The sequence below is a fragment of the Caldicellulosiruptor obsidiansis OB47 genome (genome assembly GCF_000145215.1).
Lineage (GTDB): Bacteria > Bacillota > Thermoanaerobacteria > Caldicellulosiruptorales > Caldicellulosiruptoraceae > Caldicellulosiruptor > Caldicellulosiruptor obsidiansis.
In genome coordinates this window covers 2471899-2490838 of record NC_014392.1, presented here as the reverse complement: position 1 = coordinate 2490838, position 18940 = coordinate 2471899, and the positions used below count along the sequence as shown (strand labels likewise).

Below are 18940 nucleotides of genomic sequence, written 5' to 3'. Positions count from 1 at the left end.
AAATTGACCAAATTTTTAATTTTCGGCAACGCTCGATAATTTTCGGCAAAATTCTGTTAGCCTTCTTTTATTTTTGGCAAATAAATTGATATAATATGTATAATAATGTTTCTAAAATGGGTATTTAATAATGTAGCATCAATTTTAAATTTGAAAAGGAGGAAAAAAAGCTTGATTCCTTTGAGAGATACTATCCCGAGCAGGGAAAAACCTTTTATGACATGGTTTTTGATAGCGGTAAACATTCTTGTTTTTTTATACCAGGTTTCACTTCCACCTGAAGCAGCTTCTGAGTTTGTTTTAAAATATGCATTTGTTCCTGACAGTTTTTCTCATGCTCTCTCGCATGGTTTAATAGTTGCGATTGTATATTCCATATTTCCAATAATGTGTTCAATGTTCATGCATGGAAGCTGGATGCATCTTATATCTAACATGTGGTCTTTGTGGCTTTTTGGTGACAATGTTGAAGACAGGGTAGGTCATTTCAGATTTTTGATTTTTTATCTTCTGAGTGGATTCTTTGCAGCCTATACCCACTGGTTTTTTAATGCAGACTCAAATGTTCCGATTGTTGGCGCATCAGGGGCAATATCTGGTGTTATGGGTGCGTACTTTTTGATGTTCCCACTTTCAAGGATTGTTACTCTAATTCCAATAGGATTTATCCCTCTGTTTATTGAAATTCCAGCTGTGTTTTACCTTGGTTTGTGGTTTTTATCACAGGTGTCGTCCGGGATTCTTGAGCTGTTTGGACCTGTGTTTGGAAGTGGAATTGCCTGGTGGGCTCACATTGGCGGATTTGTATTTGGAGCGCTGACTGTCAACTTCTTTAAAAAGAAGTATCGCAGATATCATAATTTTTTCGATGATGAGATTTTTTACTACAGATATTATTAAGATTTAAAAAGGAGAGTGTATGACATGAGTTTTTGGGATTTGCTGATATTTTTCATCATAGCAAGTTCACTTCAGCCAGTTATGAAACAGAGAATGCTTGAATCTGCAAGACAAAAGCTTATTGCTAAAATAGAGAAAAAAAGAGGTTCAAGAGTTATTCTTCTTGTTCACAGGCAAGAGACAATGAGTTTTCTTGGTTTTCCGGTGTACCGATACATTGACATAAACGACTCAGAAGAAGTCGTAAGGGCAATAAACATGACTGACCCCTCAATTCCACTTGATATAATTCTACACACACCGGGTGGGCTTGTTTTAGCTTCGCTCCAGATAGCAAGAGCAATAAAAAGACATAAAGGGAAGGTTACGGTTCATGTTCCTCACTATGCAATGTCGGGCGGGACTCTCATTGCTCTTGCTGCAGATGAGATAGTTATGTGTGAGGATGCGGTTTTAGGTCCTGTTGATCCTCAGATTGGGGAATTTCCGGCAGTGTCTATCCTTGAGGTTGTAAAACAAAAGACATTGAATGAGGTTGATGACAAAACATTGATTTTAGCAGACATTGCAAGAAAGGCTTTAAAGCAGACAAAAGATGCTGTTTTAGAACTTCTTTCTGATAACTACCCTGAAGATGTTGCTCAAAACATAGCAAAAGAGCTTGTTGAGGGCAAATACACACATGATTTTCCAATAACATATGAAAAGGCAAAAGAACTGGGGTTAAAAGTAAGATGCGATATGGATAGAGAAATAAAACAGCTCATGTGTTTATATCCGCAACCTGTTAACAAAAAGTCTTCTGTCGATTATCTGTGGGTGCCAAGAAAATAAATCCTCAGAGATAAAAGAGTTGAATGCAGCAGACAATTCAGAAATTTTGAAATTGATTTTTGAAAATAAAAAGAGTATAATTTAAATTGTTAAAAAATTAAAGTGATATTCCTGAAAAAGGCAAACACAGGGAAACCTGTGGGCGCAAAGCCATGGGCCTGTCGGGGGAAAAACCCCCTATGGTTGCCAGGCTGCCAGGAACTCCTTATATGGAGTTCCAGCAAAAAATTATGATAATAAACTCCATATAAGGAGGTATTTTGATATGAAAAAATTGATTTCAGTCTTCATTATTATTTTATTAATTTTATCAATTTCAAGTGCAATGGCATTTGCAGCAAAGAAAAGACAGATTGCAGGTCTAAAGAAAACACAGTCTTATGAGATATCTGAGCCAGAGCAGACTCCTGTATCTCAAGAGGAAACAAAGCAGCCATCTCAAACGGCTATATCCAGCAATAACACAGGTTTTGGTACATGGCTTTGGAACCCTTGGTTAATTGTAAGCAGCAAAGATGAGATTTTGAACTATTTGCGGATAAATGGATATTCTGAGTTATATCTTCAGATTGATAGTACTCTTGATTTAAGGTATTACAGAGATTTTGTATCTTCTGCTACATCTTATGGGATAAATGTATATGCGCTGTCTGGGGATAGTATATGGATATGGCAGGACAAAAGAGAAGGGTTTTATAATTTCATCAGATGGGTTGAGAATTATAATTTGAGTGTATCAGAGAACGAAAAGTTTTGTGGTATTCACCTTGATGTTGAGCCTTATCAAAACGCTGAGTGGAACACGGCAAGAGATAATGTAATTTTAAACTATCAGAACTTTGTTGATGAGGCAGTTTTACAGGCAGCAAGATTAAATCTTCCGGTTGTATTTGATATACCCTTCTGGTTTGATGAGATATATTATTCTAATAACTATGGCTCAGGTAATCTTGCACAGTGGGTAATTTCAAAAACAAGCTGGACAAACATCATGGCATACAGAGACAGCAGTCATGAGATTATAGCAATTGCTGAGAATGAAGCAGGTTATGCAAAAAACTTTGGTAAAAGACTTGTAATTTCTGTAGAAACACAGCCATCGAGCGAAGGTGAGAATGTTACATTTTTTGAAGAAGGGCTTGCAACAATGTACAGTGAGCTAAGCAGTGTTAAAGCTTATTTTGATTCCAAAGGATATACAAATATTGGATTTGCTGTTCATCATCTTGCAAGTGTTATGAAAATGTAAAAATATCTTTGCGCGTTAAGATATATGGTGGCAAAAAAGATTGAGACAGTGGTATTTTAATAAAGATAAAAAGGGACTTGTTCTAACGTTTTGACCGGAACTAGTCCCTTTTTGTTTATGATTTAGTTTACTTATTCTTCTAAATTATCTAAAATTTCGGCTTCCATCTTAATATATTTAATTATATCCATGACCATTATTTCACCTCAAATATAGCTATATCAATTTTACTTTTTTCAATTTACTATGGATTTTCTCAACTCTTTAACCTTTTCAATCTGAAGTTCTGTAAGTTCAGCAACCTCTTCATCGCTAAATCCCTTTTGTATTAGTCTTTTCGCAACCTCTATTATAGCTTCGATTTTACCTTAAAGTTTGCCAGCCTTAAAATCTTTTGTTCTTCAGAAAGCCTTGGTCGTATAATGCGATACCGCCATTCCAAAAATCTATCTACATTCTTTTTGCTCAGATTTTTTAAGTTTTCTTCAACTCCTCTTCAGCTCTTTTTACAAGATCTCTACAAAACTTGACTTGTTTTTGGAGATTAGATCTGAAAATATAGCATATATGTTGTAAGCTCTTTCGATGGTGTCCTTGTTTCCTCTGTATGCTTCATCTCTTTCTTTCCAGAGAGTAGCTATAAGTTTTTCAAGTTTTTCAATTTTTCGCTTTTTATCTTCTTCGTTGAGATTTGAGTCTTCAATGTTAATTTTTATATTTGTAAGTTTACCTGCAAGGCTGCATATCAAGTCAATACCAACTTCGTGTTTAATATCCTCTTGGATGATTTTAATATCGCTTATCTTCATCCCCTCCTCAATCAAAATATAACATTTCAATCAGAAATATGCAAGTGTTTGTTAGAGGAAATGTTAAGTTTAGATTAAAATAACATTAGTCGTGTGCAAAAATCCTGAGTTTCAATTCCCAAAGAAAAGGCTTTCCCTCTCCTCAATCCCCAAAGGGGAGGCTACAAACTTGGGTATGAGTGCACCTTTGGACTTTGATTTTTCTTTGTTTCAATCCCCAAAGGGGAGGCTACAAACACCGCATTCCAGTTTGGAATCTGGTATATCTGTGCAGTTTCAATCCCCAAAGGGGAGGCTACAAACACAGAAGTATGGGACAGTGTCAGCAACAAAAAAATATTGTTTCAATCCCCAAAGGGGAGGCTACAAACCAGCCCTAATCGGGCTGGTTAAAAAAATGAGTAGGAGGGTTTCAATCCCCAAAGGGGAGGCTACAAACTGACTATGATTATGATTTGTATGGTGGATGGTACTAGTTTCAATCCCCAAAGGGGAGGCTACAAACTGACTATGATTATGATTTGTATGGTGGATGGTACTAGTTTCAATCCCCAAAGGGGAGGCTACAGACACGTTCAAGAGCTTGATTTTATTATATCAAGATTATATACCTCTGTAAATATTTTTATATTAAAACATCTGTGGAAAATTTAAATCAGCCCAGAAGAATCAAGGGACAAAAGACCATAAAACCTTTCCGTCTATCCAGCAGATGCCAGAAGTTTGGTCAAGTCCACGTACTGCAAGCTCGAAACCGAATACAATATGAGCTTAAAAATTTTGCTACCGGAGGTCGACAGATATGACTTTTAGTCAAAAAGCATAAATATGACAAATAAAGCTCAAATTTTAGTATAAACTTGCAATTGTCTATCAAGTTGATATGGAGAATACTAAAACTAAAACAGTACAGAATTTTAATTGCGCAATTTGCATAAAGGCAGAGAATGCTTCAAAAAGCAATGGTGTCCTTGTTCTGCCAAAAGAAAAAATATTTAATATTTCAAAGCAAATTGGGGATATTGGCAAAAAATATAATTTCAAAATAGAGACTTGCGCAGAGGAGGTTCCGGTTGAAGAGATAGGCCTTGGCAAAGCTCGCTGTGTGGATGGGGAGCTTATAAAAAAATTTGAGAAAAGAAAAATGGTTTGTTGATGATAAAGAATTCAAAAAAGATAGCAACCAGAAAAAAAGAATGTGGCTGTGTTCAGAGTGTAGATATATGGATTTTTAATGCGTATAAACATTTTTGCACATACTACTATGCAAACTTTAGCAAAGTCTCTATAATGAACAAGGTACAGAAGTATTTGAAAAGGTAAAAAGATAAGTTAGCAACTTTTTAGATTTTATAAGATAAATTTTCTTTGACTTTTCATATATAAAAGATTCAGGTATAATTTAAGATAAAAAAGGTATTAACTTTTTGTTGTGAAAGGAGTAAACCGGATTGAAAGCATTGATATATCAAGTTGGCAGGTTTGACAATCCGAAAGATTCAGTCAAAAATTTTTTTATAAAAGATTTTCACGGCGAAAAAGTGGATTATAGCAATTGGGCAGAACTTTCTTCATTATTTTTGAAAGACTTTCTTTTGCAAAAAGGCTTTGAAGCAAAGACAGTTCTTGTTTATCCTGTGAGCATTGTCTTTAACAATAAGTTTGTTAATTATATTACACCGGATAGTATGAAATCTGAGCTTTTATCAATTTTTGAAACTCCTTCAATGTATTTGAAAAATCCAGATGATTTTATCAGCAAAATAAATCTTGAGAATAAAAGAGATGATAAGCTTATTGTTCATTCACTTGGTGAATATATGGGAATATCTCTTGATGCAAGCTATGACGATATTGTTCTTGAGGTTCTTTTTGACATTACCAAAAGGTATTTAGAAGAACCATTTAAAAGACTTTACATTGATATATCAAGCGGGCATAACATATACATATCAGCTATGCTTGAAGCATCAAGACATTTTGCAGTTTTTTCGTATCTTATGCACTGGGTTGACGAAAAAAATGTGCCTGAGATATATATAAGCTTTTCAGATCCTATCCTGGGAAGTTCAGCTTCCAGCTACGAGATACATATCCAAAAACAGAATTTTACAGCTTTTTTTGCTTCACTTATAAATAGGAAAGAAGCTTCAGAGCACAATTTTTCGTTTTTGAGAAATATATATTCTGAACCTAAAGATGTTCCAAAAGGAGCAGAAGGTACTAAAATAAAACAACAAATAAGAGAAAAGAGGAAAAAACTCAGAGAAAAGGTAGAGATGTTTTGTTATTTATTTTCTGCAATCAAAAACAATGTTCCGCTGTATCTTTACTATCAGCACTATCACAGTGAAGGAGAGGTTATTGAAGAGATTTTAAAGCTCATAGAAAATGCTAAAGAAAAGCTTTTGAAAGATTTTAAAAGTTCAGCTTACCTTGACAAAGGTGCTTACCTTAAAGCACTTCTAAGCCTTGGATTTTATTTGGGTATTATAAGGGTGCTTGAAATGTTCAACATAACAATGTTTTGCCAAGATAGAGGAATTGAACTTGATACTATCAAAAAGAATTTTATTGGTATTTACGATATATTCAAAATTCCTACAAACTATGTCATGCTTGGCAATGAAATTTCCAATACAGAAAAGTTTTTAAATGAATTAGATGATATCAAAAATTGGACAGGACTTTATAAATTAATCAGTCCTTCATCTTCTCAAACTGACCCTGATGAGCGAAATTATTTTGCACACAGTGGATTTGAAAGGAATGTAACAGAAGTGAGAATGAATGAAGGAAAAATATTTGTAAGGTACGCACATAACACTAACATGAACATTATAAACTGCTGGCTAAAGTCAAGGATAGAATAAAAAATAAATAAACAAATCAAAAAAAGAGGCTATCAAGGCAAACAGCTAGATAGCCTCTTTTTATTTCACAATCAGCATTATTTTACCTTCTTTTCAGATTCAACTATTGGTGTTATACAATATTTGTTTTTATAAAACTCTATTGCAAATATAGCAATCAAAACTGCAGAACCTATTATAGCTATCTTTGGCAAAACAATAAATTTGTTGTTGAATCCAGAAGCAGAGATGAGGTTGTTGTAAATTCCAAAATATGCCCATGCAACCGGAAGAATAAATGCCGCATTTTTTATATTTCGAGCTATAATCGTGGATAAAGCTATGGATATAATAAGAACAACAATTGCCCAGATTTCAGGTGAAATTCCCCAGGCGTTCCACTTAAGTTTTACAAGCCATGCTGAAATATTAACCACAGTTGCAATCAAAAGCCATCCTGAATAAAGTCCAAATGTTAAGGGTAGAAGACGTCTTCTTTGCGTCTGCATTTTGCTAATGTTTTTCACAATAAGTGTCAGTGTTATTAACATCCCCAGAATTACAATTGTTGCAAGCCCAAGCATCTCATAAGAGAAAAATACAATCCAGATAATATTCAGTACACACGAAAGCCAGAAAAGATATGTTATGCTGTCAATTACCTTTGCAAAATAATCGTCATTGTGTTTGAAAATCATAAGCACAACAGAAATTATAAGAAGCAAATAAATCAAACCCCATATACCAAATGTTGACGGAGATGGAGTTATCAAAGTTTGATACTTGTCAGACACAGCCTTTTGTGAATTTCCGTTTATAATTCCCATTGATCCCAGTGCGTTTACAATTAAAGTAATTACCAAAAGAACACCGCTTATGATAGCTTTTCTTTTCCTTTCCATGAAGAAATTCTCCTTTACAAAGTTAAGTTTTTAAAAATAGCTAATTCTTAAATACCCAAAAATAAGGGAAAAATAACATGCAAAATTTAAAATAAAAAATTTTGTTTGTTGTAAAGTTAAATGCAACAGGGTAAAAAATATTGAAAGATATTTTTGATTTGTCGTTAGGCATTGAGGGCTTTTTTCTCATCCAATTTACATTGATATACGATTCATAGGCGACTTTACTTTTTTAGGTAATATAATTCTAATCACTATTTCTAAACTGTTACATTTATGAGTTTCAATCCCCAAAGGGGGCTTTCCTCTCTCCTCAATCCCCAAAGGGAAGGCTACAAGCACGTTCAAGAGCTTGATTTTATTATATCAAGATTATAACACCTATTTCAATGTTTTTATATCAAAACATCTGTGGATAAGTCGAATCAAGTCACAAAAATCAAGCTACAGAACCACTTCAACCTCTTCCGTCTATCCAGTAACTGCTAAAAACTTTACAAAAACCATGCCAAATCTACATGAAAACGAATACAAATCAACCCTTAAAATTTTATCACCTGAGGTTGACAGATATAGCACGTGGTGAAGACATATTTACCACCCAGGCAAATCAATTCCAGCAGGAACAGGGATGGAGAGAAATAGGAGTGTTTGAATAGAGCAGATAGATTAAATAGATTCTTAGTACACCATGATGAAAATGACACTGCTGGTTGTTTAATTCTCATCCTCAGGTTAATTTTCAGCGCGTGTAAGTGACATAAATATGTCTTCATTGCAATGGGGATATTCTACAATATATGCCTTTGGATGAAATGGGATATTTTCGTCTTTGAAAAATCTCAAATGAACATAGTTAACAATAGAAGAACAAACCCATAGATAATTCTCACAACCTTTTTTGAGCCACACTTTGGACAATTCGGAAGATTCTCTTTCATCCCAAATACCTCTTCAACCTGTTCTTATGAAAATATTATAGCATTAATTATAAATATTTTGATGCAAATTAGCAATTTTTAATACACAAAATTTCAATTATCTTTTTAAAAACTTCGCATAAAATCTGAATAGAAAATACAACTTTGTGTTTGTAAAATTGAAGTCATCAATTTCGAAATTTATATGAGAAATTTTTGGCATGGCAAGAGATATCTCAACCTATGAAGATTTCAAAAAGAGGGCTCCTGAGATTGCAAAGAATATTTTAAAAGAGAATCTGCTAAGGCTATGTTAAAAAATAAAGGTTTATATAAATTTTGAGACGAACAAAAATTTGTGTTATAATATTCTGGTAAAAAAATTAAAGAAAAGTTTACTCAAATATTTCAAAGGCGGTGATACTCTGTGATAATTAGTGCAAGCAGAAGAACAGACATTCCTGCCTTTTTTGGAGAGTGGTTTGTAAAAAGGCTGTTGCAAGGCTTTGCAATGTTCCGAAATCCTATGCGCCCAACCCAAGTTTTTGCCATCTCACTTTTTCCTGAAGATGTTGATGCAATTGTCTTTTGGACAAAAAACCCAAAACCTTTTTTAGAAAAGTTGGAATACTTAAAAGATTACACATATTACTTTCAATTTACACTAAACCCATACGACACAGATTTAGAGCCAAATCTGCCAGATAAGAATGTTCTGATAGATACATTTATAAGGCTATCAGATATAATTGGACCCAAAAGAGTCATCTGGCGATATGACCCAATTATTATCACACCTAGGATGGATATGATGTACCATCTTGAGAAATTCGAAGAGCTTTGCGAAAAACTATCCAAGTTCACTACAAAGTGCATAATCAGTTATGTTGACTTTTACAAAAGTGCCGTTCCTTCTTTGGAAAAAATCAAGGCAGTTGATTTGTCAGATGACGAAAAGTTAGAACTTTTTTATAATGTAGGGCAAATTGCCAAAAAGTATGGGCTTTCTGTGGAGACATGTGCCGAAGCGGTTGATGTAGAGAAAATTGGTCTCAGAAAAGCCCACTGTATAGATGGTGCGCTGATTGAGGAGCTGAGAGGGAAGAAGTATGATTTTAAAAAAGACAAGAACCAGCGACTTGCGTGCGGATGTGTTCAGAGTGTTGATGTGGGGATTTTTAACACTTGCATGCACTTTTGCGCATACTGCTATGCAAACTATAACCGTAAGGCTATAGAAAAGAATGTAAAGGAAATGTTTGATGAAAACTCACCACTTCTGTGCAGCAGGCTTGATTTAACAAGGGATGAGATTAGGATTAGAATAGAAGATAAGTCATATCCTATTAAACTTGATGAAATTTTACATTATAGAAAATCGGAGAATGAAATATTTCAGAGGAGTTTTATAGATGATAAAGATGATACTCAGAGCAAACTTGAAAGGATTATATCAAAGCTCAAAAGATCAATTTTTAGCTGAGAAAAACTTTTAATAAACAAAAAGGCTGTGAAGTTGCTTTTTTCTTTTTTTTACCCATCTTTTGATCTATTTTTTTACTCCCAGCAAGCTTTCTCCCATCAGGCAAATACTCAAAGTTGCCTTTCATCTGCCAAAGACACACAACACCAGTTCTTATTTTCAACTGCCAAGCAAATAATCACGTCTTTGGTTTATAAAAAACACTATACATTCCAAAATTCAATGTTTTTTTAAAGAAAATTTGTATTGTGTAGCTTATGACTTAATAAGATAGATTTAATATAGCTTTTTATGGCCGAACCAAAATGAGGCGACAATCCCTTTGGTTTGATATTTTGGTGCCAGAACAATTTTGTAGGAGAGAGAAAATGTGAACAAGCTGTTTTTAATTTTCAACCATCAACTAACTAAGGAACAGAAAAAAGAAGCGAAAAATAAACTATGTGCATCGCAAATAACTTCACTTCCAGAAGATTTTAAAAATTTTTAGAGCAATATTTCACCCGATGCTGAACTGAGCCATGATATGTTTTTGGGACTAATTCTGTTTCTGTTTGAAAACAAGTCAGATGGGCAGAACTACTGCCTTCTTTATAGGTTATCACATAAGCTGGCATCAATGATTTGTTGCCCAGCTTTTTTTATCAAAAATTTAGCAAGAAGACTCCCACCTCTTTAAGGTGGGAGATGAATTGCTAAAAGTATGATACAATATTTTTGGGTGATTTCAGATGTACAAAACACAGAAAAATCATATAAGATGTGACAAACAAACATACAAACTTCTGCGTATGTTATGTCACTTTTCTAAAAACTTGTACAACTATGCTTTGTATCATATAAGGCAACACTATTTTAAAACTCAGGAATATCTGCCATATGAAAGCGTATATCATCTTGTGAAGGAAAACGAAAATTACAGACTTTTGCCTTCTCAGGTTGCCCAGCAAACTCTTATTTCTGTGGACGAAGCTTTTAAATCTTTTTTAAGTCTTTTGAAAGCTAAAAAAGAAGGGAGAATAGATAAAAAAATTTCAATACCGACATACCTGCCAAAGGAAGGGATGTACCAGATTGTTTTTCCTAAAGACCAGTTCAAGGTAGAAGGGAATAAACTGAGACTCAGTCTTGGCAGAAATTTCTACAAGGAATTTGGAGTAAGGTACTTGTATTTTGACCTGCCACAAAACATTAGAGGCAAAAAGATAAAAGAGGTCAGGATAGTGCCAAGGTTTCATGGCAAATGGTTTGAGATTGAGTATGTGTATGAAGAAGAAGAAGAAGAAGAACAGAATTATAATCTTGATAAAAGCAGGTACTTATCAATAGATTTAGGTCTTGACAATTTTGCAGCAGTAGTTGATACCATCGGGACTGCCTTTTTAATAGAAGGCAGGTATATAAAATCAGTCAACCGATGGTATAACAAACAAAAGGCAAGACTCCAGTCGATATATAGCAAGCAAAATATTAAATACGGCAAAAGACTTGCTCGGATTTGTCTTAGAAGACAGCATATAATTGACAACTTTTTGAATCAAGCTGTCAATTATATAATCAAGCATTGTCTGAACAATCAAATAGGTACAGTAGTTATTGGGGAAATGAAAGATATAAAGCAGAAAATAAATCTTGGGGTTGTAAACAATCAAAACTTTGTGAACATACCATATGAAAGGTTCAAGAGAAAGTTAGAAGCGAAGTGTGAATATTATGGTTTAGAGTATGTAGAAGTGGACGAGAGTTACACTTCGCAGAGATGTAACAGGTGTGGGACAGTCGAGAAAAGTAACAGGAAGCACAGAGGGCTATACGTGTGCAAAGATTGTGGGTATGTAGTAAATGCAGATATAAATGGAGCGCTAAATATACTTGCGAAGGTAGCTGGCGAGTCTGCAAAGAAGCAGATAGTCAGTAGTGGGTGTGTGAACCACCCTGTGAGAATAAGGGTAGCTTAGCTGCTACCAAACTTCTCACGAAGCCTCCACCTCTTTAGGTGGATGGTAGTTCACTTTGGTCACCTCTTCATTGCATAAAATTCCCCAAAAGAAAGGTTAAAAACTTAGAAGAGCAAGGCTGATGAGATTAGGTATGTTTAGTTTCAATCCCCAAAGGGGAGGCTACAAACAATATTTTAATACCAAAGAAATGTTCTATAAGAGACACGTTTCAATCCCCAAAGGGGAGGCTACAAACTTAGAAGAATGAAAAGAGGGAGTTATATGTACACAGTTGTTTCAATCCCCAAAGGGGAGGCTACAAACCTGTTAATGGTGAATTTGTAAGTACTAAAGAGTTAATGTTTCAATCCCCAAAGGGGAGGCTACAAACCGACAATCAATTTTAACAAAAACCACCTTCTGTAGTTTCAATCCCCAAAGGGGAGGCTACAAACTTCTTTTCGAACTCTGCACATTTGGCTCATAACCAGTTTCAATCCCCAAAGGGGAGGCTACAAACAAATTTTTGAAAGGGGTTGATTTTTAATTTTAAAAAGTTTCAATCCCCAAAGGGGAGGCTACAAACAAAGAAGATATAGGGAAATTAGAGCAAGCTATAAAAGAGTTTCAATCCCCAAAGGGGAGGCTACAAACGAACAGATTATGCAATTATATCAGCAGATTTTAAGTGTTTCAATCCCCAAAGGGGAGGCTACAAACAAGGGAGAAGTTTATTTAACTACTTCACAAAGTTAGTTTCAATCCCCAAAGGGGAGGCTACAAACTGGAAATGTTTTACAAAGAGTATTTACAGGTTTAATGTTTCAATCCCCAAAGGGGAGGCTACAAACTTTTTTGATTTCTCTGAAAAAATATCTACACCTTCTGTTTCAATCCCCAAAGGGGAGGCTACAAACGGGGCGGGCGGTAAAAATTCCGCCCTATTTTCATTTTTGTTTCAATCCCCAAAGGGGAGGCTACAAACCTGGATGGGAACTTTTAGATGTTCAAATTGTCATATGTTTCAATCCCCAAAGGGGAGGCTACAAACCTTACAGGTGTTTTTAGGTATTGATAAAAATATTGTGTTTCAATCCCCAAAGGGGAGGCTACAAACATCTAATCGACCTGTATAAGTTATGTTTACATTAAAGTTTCAATCCCCAAAGGGGAGGCTACAAACTTGTGGAGTGTGTTAGAAGAAGTTCTTAAGGTAGAGAAGTTTCAATCCCCAAAGGGGAGGCTACAAACCAACATCTAAAGTCCCATCACTCAAAATATATCCCTCAGTTTCAATCCCCAAAGGGGAGGCTACAAACAGTAGATAGGCTTGTAGGTGTTATATTCAGTATAGGTTTCAATCCCCAAAGGGGAGGCTACAAACACGTTGGAAAGCTTGATTTTATTATATCAACTTTATGCAATGGTGTCAATGTTTTTATATCAGTACATCATATCAAAACAGCACACAGTTCAGTAAATTCAAGCGATAAAACACTCTTGAATCCTTCCGTCTATCCAGCAGCTGCCAAAAATCAACTCAAAATCTTACCACATCTAAATGAAACCGTGTCCAAATTGAACCCCGAAATTTTTGCACTTGAGATCGACGGAAATGACTTTTGGTCAAAATGACGATTTTATTCATAAATTTTGCAAATATATACACCAAGATGCAGTTTTAAAAAAGAAATTTGGCTTATATTGCATTCGTTATTAAAATTGAATTGAATTGAATTATAAATGTCAACGTTTGTTTTTATCCTGCTTAGAATTTCAAAGACTTAGGGGTAAAATCTTTTTTGAATCATTTTCTTGAATAGGGTATATAAAGATATGTGCAGATTATTTTTTGAAGAGATATATAAATGGTGGAACAGCAAAACCTTAAAAAATGTGAGCTAAGACAATACTTTGATAAGGGAGATTAAATTTGAATAAAATTTAAAAGACATCTTTCAACCTAAGTAGGCTTTGTCAAAACAAGAAATAAAGCCCAAAAATGTATCTTCCAAATTCTAAGTCTAAAATAAAAGGGCTGCTGCTTGATATTTTTGAACAGCCCCCACAAATCTTAAAATTTCAATCAGTTTCTGTGTTTTGCACGAAGTTCTTTTATCTTTTCAAGCGAAAGTCCTGTAATCTCTGCTATCTCCTCATCTTTGTATCCTTTTAAAATCATCCTCTCAGCTGTCTCTATTTTACTTTGCTCAAAACCTTGCTGAAGTCCTTGCTGAAGTCCTTCAAAAATCAACTCTTCTCTTATCTTTCTCAAATTCTGAAATAGTGGCATAGCTTTTTCACCCCCTATTACAGTCTCATCAATTGCTCTTTTGGCAGCCTCAACTTCTATATCCTCAAGCTCCCTCAAAGCAACTGGCAAGCACACCTTCAACACCTCTATCTCCTTCTCTTCTGCCCCCCATAAATATTCTCTAAGCTCCAAAAATAATCTCTCTAACTCCTCATATCTCTTAATTCTGTTGAGCTTCAGTATTAAGCTAAGTATGTCTTTCACTTGCAAAATGCTTTCTGCTTGGTTCAAGTCAATCAATATGTACTCAAAATCAATTACGCAATTTCCAAACTCCTCAAATCCTAAAATCTTCTCCCTCAGCCTTGTTGTAGCTGTCCACCTGTCTTCTCCATCGTAAAACACTATCGGCACAACTGCTGGCAATCTAAACCCCTTTTTCTTTATTTCTCCTTTGTCAAAGTCCTTGATATAGTCTCTGTATAAATCTGTGATGTAAAATAAAAGCCTTATTGACATTGAATGGTCAACTGTTGATTGGTGTTCAAACAAAATGTAAAAGATAATCTCTTTCTCTTTTAAATTGACTTTATAGAGGATGTCACTTTCCTGTTCAGAAAAGTCTGGCAAGATGTAACTTTTATCAATTCTTTCAAGCTGGTCTTCTGTGAGATTTTTAAATACTCCAATCTCATCAAGTCTTTTTAAAAGCCTAAGAAAAATGCTTTTGTTAGAGAATATGTATTTGTACTCCAGGTCATTTATGTTGTGAGGAAGCTGATTATTCATTATTTTCACCCAAAGATTTTTCTAAGAACATTATAACAAATGAAAAGGATAATATCAAACATATTTTCTTATCCAAGATAAGAAGTAAAGTTCTGCGTTTCAATTCCCAAAGGGGAGGCTACAAACCTTTGCAAAACCATTACAATGTCGAAAGCAGTAAAGACTATTTCAGTCCCCAACGGATAGGCTACAAACCTGAGGATGTATTGAGAAATATCACATGGAATATAAAAGAGAATATGTAAAAATAAATAGTTTAATTCTATTGTAAGCTTCAAAGTCAAAAAATCAATACAGAAAGAAAACTTCCAGTTGCAGTTGCCCCCGGCGGTTTTGCTCTCTTTTATAGGTAGATAGCAATTGCCAAGGGAAGATATGACAATAAGAATCACCAAAAAACCTGCCAAACATCAAGATAATATTAACTAAGGAAATAAAACCAAAAAATCCTGTAAATACAATGTTAAAGTTAATATTAAAATTTCACAAATGAAAATTCAATAAGTTTGTAAATAGAATCTTACACTTCAAACCACCTCACACCCTTTAGTCTATCCAGCAGCTGCAAGAAAATCAAATCAACCAATACACCTCAAGCTTGAAAATGCATACAAATTTTTGTTAAAATTTTGCCATCAAAGATCGAGAGAAATAAATTTGCTTAAAATAAGAATACATCATTTTTGTGCTTATAAGATATAACAATGCTTATACATTTTCAATACAAGTATTCCCTGAAGCATTTGAAGATGGATAAAGGGTGTAGGGTTACCTCCAGCATAGGCTGAATAATGTAAATTCAAAGTTATGGGAGAAAGCAAAAAGTTAAAAACTGAGGTAGCTTTCTCCCTTTGTTTTAAAACCTGTCATCGGGTCATAAAAGTCAGTAAGCTGGCTGTATGGCACATAGAGTATAATGTTTTCAAAATTGATAGGGATATTATCTGTCTTTGGCACAGAGATAACATAGTCATAAAAACTTTTGCGAATCTCCAAAAACCTCTTTTTCCTTTCAAAAATGTCTTTAATCTCACAAATTTTTGCAAATCTCTGCCAGATAATTTTTGCTTCCTCATCTGCTTCAACAAACACATCTACTTTGTAAGGTTCATCCTGGATGAGTTTAAAGCTTCCGATTGCAGCTGTTTCACAGTCGGATGAGGTGTAAAGAAGTCTGTAAATTGCCTCAAGAAATTTTTGGGATGTTTCCCTGTCATCACTGGTTGTTTCAATAACACCACGCCTTACAAGTTCTTTATAATACTCAAGGATTAGTTCTGCAAATTTACTTTCGTCCACCTTTTGAAATTGACTCAAAATCTTTCTGGTTACATCAATCAATAGACTATCATAAACCTCTGTTGTAAAAAGTCTTCCTCTTTCTTCAGACACAAGTTCAACAACTGTTACTTTGCTCTTTGCATTTTTGCCTTCTCTATTTGCTCTTCCTGCTGCCTGGATGATTGAATCAAGCGGAGCAATGTCTCTTATAACATGGTCAAAGTCAACGTCAACCCCTGCCTCAATAAGCTGGGTTGATATAACAATTTTGTATTTCTTATTCTTTATTTGCTCAATTCTTCTCAATCTTTCTTTTGGAATTATATGAGTTGTCAGAATTGTAATTTTGTGCTGCATGTCAGGAAGTCTTTGATTTATAAGCTTGTACAGGTTTTTTGCACTGCTCACAGTGTTCGTAACAAAAAGGTAAGTTTGTTCTTTTTCAAACTCAAAGTTTGCCACAAATTCTTCAAGCCCTATTTTTGAAAAATTAGTGTCAAAATACAGCTCTGTTCGACAAAGTTTGTCAAAGTAGTTCTCCGGTTTTACAATACTGATGGTCTTGCTTTTGTCAACAATAAACGGCATTGTAGCAGTTGAAAGGATTATATAGCAGTTTAAGCTGGTGCAGAGCGCCTCAAAAAGGTTCTTGCACAAAAACCAGTACTCTGAGTTTATAGCCTGCACCTCGTCAAGAATGATGATTGAATTTGCAATTCTGTGGAATTTTCTCATGTTGGAGTTTTTATTTGTCAGAATACTCTCCAAAAACTGAACAAATGTTGTCACAATTATATTTGAGTTCCAACCTTCTATTAAAAGTTTTGCAACGTCTGTGTCAAAGATTTCCTCTTGGTTGTCCTGACAACTATCTTTGGTTTTGTAGACAATATCGCTTAAGTGATGGTGCTTTAAAATGATATCTGAAGTTATGTCAAAACCGCAAAAGCTCAAAATCTGTGAGATAGCGTTATAATTTTGCTCAATGATAGATAAAAAAGGAAGTGAGTAAATTATTCTAAACTTGCTACCAAATTTATTTTGAGCAAGTTCTCTGAGTTTTAGCGCAAAAGCAAAAGAGATAATAGTTTTTCCAAGCCCTGTTGGAAGACAGAGTGTATAGATACGTCTATTTTCGTCAATCTCACAATTTATTGCTTCTTCAAAAGCCCTGTCTCTTAAGGTTTTTATTGAATTTTCGAAGTTTTCAGGCTTGAAAATTCTTCTCCTGAAACTGTCAACATCGGTGTAAGAAAGATTTAGCTCCGGAATATCAACCAGAGTGCCAAATATTGCCTCTGTTTTGTCTGCATCCAGAAGGATAGAATACAACAGATTTAGCATGAAAAAGAATTTCATCTCTGTGTCAAAAAGCTTTCTGAAGCCTCTTTTAAAGACCTTTATTGAATCTTTTGCATGCTCTACAAATTCTTTTAAGGTGTCTGTTGTCAAAAAACCAATTTCAGGGCAAACACAGGAAATATTAGAAATCAGAGTGTCAAACTTCTCTTTTTCTATATTCTCAATCTGCTCATAGCAGAGTTCTATATCGTCTTCTGAGAGCAAGAGCATATCTGATGCTGCTTCTAAATCGCCATGGTGTTTTAAAGTAGCAAAAAATGCTAAAATCGCAGTAAAGCCTTCAAAAACTTTGTCCTCTTGGATTTTCTTTTCTTCAATGAGCCTGTTTAATGTTCCCCACACACAGATAGCAGAGATAAGAGAGTGCCGCGTGAGCCTCCTTTTTATTTTCTTTTTGTCAAAAAGATACTTTTGAAAAAAAGAAGTTGCCTTGCCTATGTCATGTAGCAAGGCTGTAATTTTTGCAATCTGGGAAAGAAACTTTGTTGAACAAAGTGCTAATTTTTTTTCTGAAGCAAAAAAATTAGCTAAAATGCTGGTGTTTGCAAGATGAACCTCTAATGGCTTTGCACCTTCTATACCGCCGTCTTTGCCGGGATGAGAAAAAAGTCCAGACAGATTTTGGTTATCAAAACAAGAGAATGTTCTCTCCATTTTGGACCTCCACATAACTTGATGGTCTTGCTAAAAGTTCTTTTCCTGTAGGTTCGAAAATGACGTCTTCGTATTTTACAACTTCTCTTGTTGTGAGCATGTAAAGTGGCATTCTCTCTTTAAAGTAGCTTTTTCCAGCTTCAAACCTCAAGGGTGTATCTGCTTTGCTGTCTAAATAGCTTAAAGGAATTGGTGTACAAAGGCTTACATAATCGTCTGGCATGTCCTTTTCAAAAGCCTCAAATACTCCAACAAATTCAAAGTCAGCAAGAAATTCAGAAAGACCCATTGAAAGGGTAAAGTAACTTCTGTGTTGTTCCAAAAACTCTACAAGCTTAAAAAAAATGCTCTCTGAAGTATGTGTGGCGTATATCCTAAAACAAGGATCTTTTAAAAGCTCAAACCTCATCTGTGTTCTTGGCTGGCGGTTTTTGGTTTTTATAGGTTGCCATCTTCCTTCTTTTGTGTCTATGTGATTTATTCCTATTCTGATTTTTTTCACAGGATTTAAGATTCTAATCCCCGCACGAAACTTACCATACTCTAAAACGTCAAGATACTCTTTTTTGTCAAGTCCCAAGATGGCTCCCACCATTCCTTGAATGGTTGGGAATGGTGGGAAGGGGTATGTTATTGGCGAGGATGTTGAGTAAAACTTACCAAAAAAACCAAAGTCGGCTTTGATATCAAAAACAGCTACTTTCATATCAC

General features: G+C 34.8%; 13 protein-coding genes, 2 CRISPR repeat arrays and 1 riboswitch. Of the genes, 8 read left to right on the top strand and 5 right to left on the bottom strand.

Annotated elements, in window-relative coordinates; translation table 11 throughout:
• Nucleotides 1–171 precede the first annotated feature (171 nt).
• The 3 genes from COB47_RS11550 (at nt 172) to COB47_RS11540 (ending at nt 2983) form a co-directional block, all read left to right on the top strand.
• Nucleotides 172–900: a rhomboid family intramembrane serine protease gene (locus COB47_RS11550; RefSeq protein WP_013291519.1), complete on the top strand. Its 729-nt coding sequence runs from the start codon at nt 172–174 to the stop codon at nt 898–900.
• Nucleotides 901–924: 24 nt separating this feature from the next.
• A complete protein-coding gene (locus tag COB47_RS11545) occupies nt 925–1734 on the top strand; it encodes an SDH family Clp fold serine proteinase (RefSeq protein WP_013291518.1) in 810 nt (269 codons plus the stop codon).
• A gap of 109 nt (nt 1735–1843) precedes the next feature.
• A riboswitch (cyclic di-GMP riboswitch) is annotated at nt 1844–1933 on the top strand.
• 66 nt (nt 1934–1999) lie between these two features.
• Nucleotides 2000–2983 (top strand): hypothetical protein, encoded by a 984-nt coding sequence (locus COB47_RS11540; protein ID WP_013291517.1) that lies wholly within the window; start codon nt 2000–2002, stop codon nt 2981–2983.
• Between the two features lie 506 nt (nt 2984–3489).
• On the opposite strand, the gene COB47_RS11535 is transcribed toward COB47_RS11540, so the two are convergent.
• The gene (locus COB47_RS11535) at nt 3490–3792 is read right to left on the bottom strand and encodes a hypothetical protein (RefSeq protein ID WP_013291516.1); all 303 of its coding nucleotides are present in this window, start codon (nt 3790–3792) and stop codon (nt 3490–3492) included.
• Nucleotides 3793–3931: 139 nt separating this feature from the next.
• Nucleotides 3932–4363: direct repeats of the CRISPR family, unit length 30 nt; unit sequence GTTTCAATCCCCAAAGGGGAGGCTACAAAC.
• A 312-nt stretch (nt 4364–4675) separates the two neighbouring features.
• Here COB47_RS11535 and COB47_RS12725 point away from each other — a divergent pair.
• The 3 genes from COB47_RS12725 (at nt 4676) to csx1 (ending at nt 6665) form a co-directional block, all read left to right on the top strand.
• The gene (locus COB47_RS12725; RefSeq protein ID WP_041742594.1) at nt 4676–4948 is read left to right on the top strand and encodes a DUF1848 family protein; all 273 of its coding nucleotides are present in this window, start codon (nt 4676–4678) and stop codon (nt 4946–4948) included.
• Nucleotides 4948–5115, top strand: coding sequence for a DUF1848 domain-containing protein (locus tag COB47_RS12720; protein WP_237698917.1), 168 nt, complete (start codon nt 4948–4950; stop codon nt 5113–5115). Before COB47_RS12725 ends, COB47_RS12720 begins: the two co-directional genes overlap by 1 nt.
• A gap of 128 nt (nt 5116–5243) precedes the next feature.
• Nucleotides 5244–6665, top strand: a complete 1422-nt coding sequence (gene csx1 / locus COB47_RS11525; protein WP_013291515.1) for a CRISPR-associated CARF protein Csx1 — start codon at nt 5244–5246, stop codon at nt 6663–6665.
• Between the two features lie 77 nt (nt 6666–6742).
• Here csx1 and COB47_RS11520 read toward each other — a convergent pair whose 3' ends face one another.
• Nucleotides 6743–7546, bottom strand: coding sequence for a TspO/MBR family protein (locus COB47_RS11520; RefSeq protein WP_013291514.1), 804 nt, complete (start codon nt 7544–7546; stop codon nt 6743–6745).
• Nucleotides 7547–8893: 1347 nt separating this feature from the next.
• Between COB47_RS11520 and COB47_RS11515 the strand changes: the two genes are divergently transcribed.
• Both COB47_RS11515 and COB47_RS11505 read left to right on the top strand, forming a co-directional pair.
• Complete coding sequence (locus COB47_RS11515) at nt 8894–9949, top strand: DUF1848 domain-containing protein (RefSeq protein ID WP_013291513.1); 1056 nt, start codon at nt 8894–8896, stop codon at nt 9947–9949.
• A 731-nt stretch (nt 9950–10680) separates the two neighbouring features.
• Nucleotides 10681–11907, top strand: a complete 1227-nt coding sequence (locus COB47_RS11505) for an RNA-guided endonuclease InsQ/TnpB family protein (protein WP_013291512.1) — start codon at nt 10681–10683, stop codon at nt 11905–11907.
• Between the two features lie 140 nt (nt 11908–12047).
• Nucleotides 12048–13273: a CRISPR direct-repeat array (repeat unit 30 nt; unit sequence GTTTCAATCCCCAAAGGGGAGGCTACAAAC).
• Between the two features lie 702 nt (nt 13274–13975).
• On the opposite strand, the gene COB47_RS11495 is transcribed toward COB47_RS11505, so the two are convergent.
• The 3 genes from COB47_RS11495 to cas5b form a co-directional block, all read right to left on the bottom strand.
• Nucleotides 13976–14932, bottom strand: coding sequence for an Rpn family recombination-promoting nuclease/putative transposase (locus tag COB47_RS11495; protein ID WP_013291511.1), 957 nt, complete (start codon nt 14930–14932; stop codon nt 13976–13978).
• An 825-nt stretch (nt 14933–15757) separates the two neighbouring features.
• The gene (locus tag COB47_RS11485; protein ID WP_013291510.1) at nt 15758–18229 is read right to left on the bottom strand and encodes a CRISPR-associated helicase/endonuclease Cas3; all 2472 of its coding nucleotides are present in this window, start codon (nt 18227–18229) and stop codon (nt 15758–15760) included.
• Entirely contained in the window at nt 18204–18935 is a 732-nt protein-coding gene (gene cas5b / locus COB47_RS11480; RefSeq protein WP_013291509.1) for a type I-B CRISPR-associated protein Cas5b, read from the bottom strand. Before cas5b ends, COB47_RS11485 begins: the two co-directional genes overlap by 26 nt.
• Nucleotides 18936–18940: the final 5 nt, after the last annotated feature.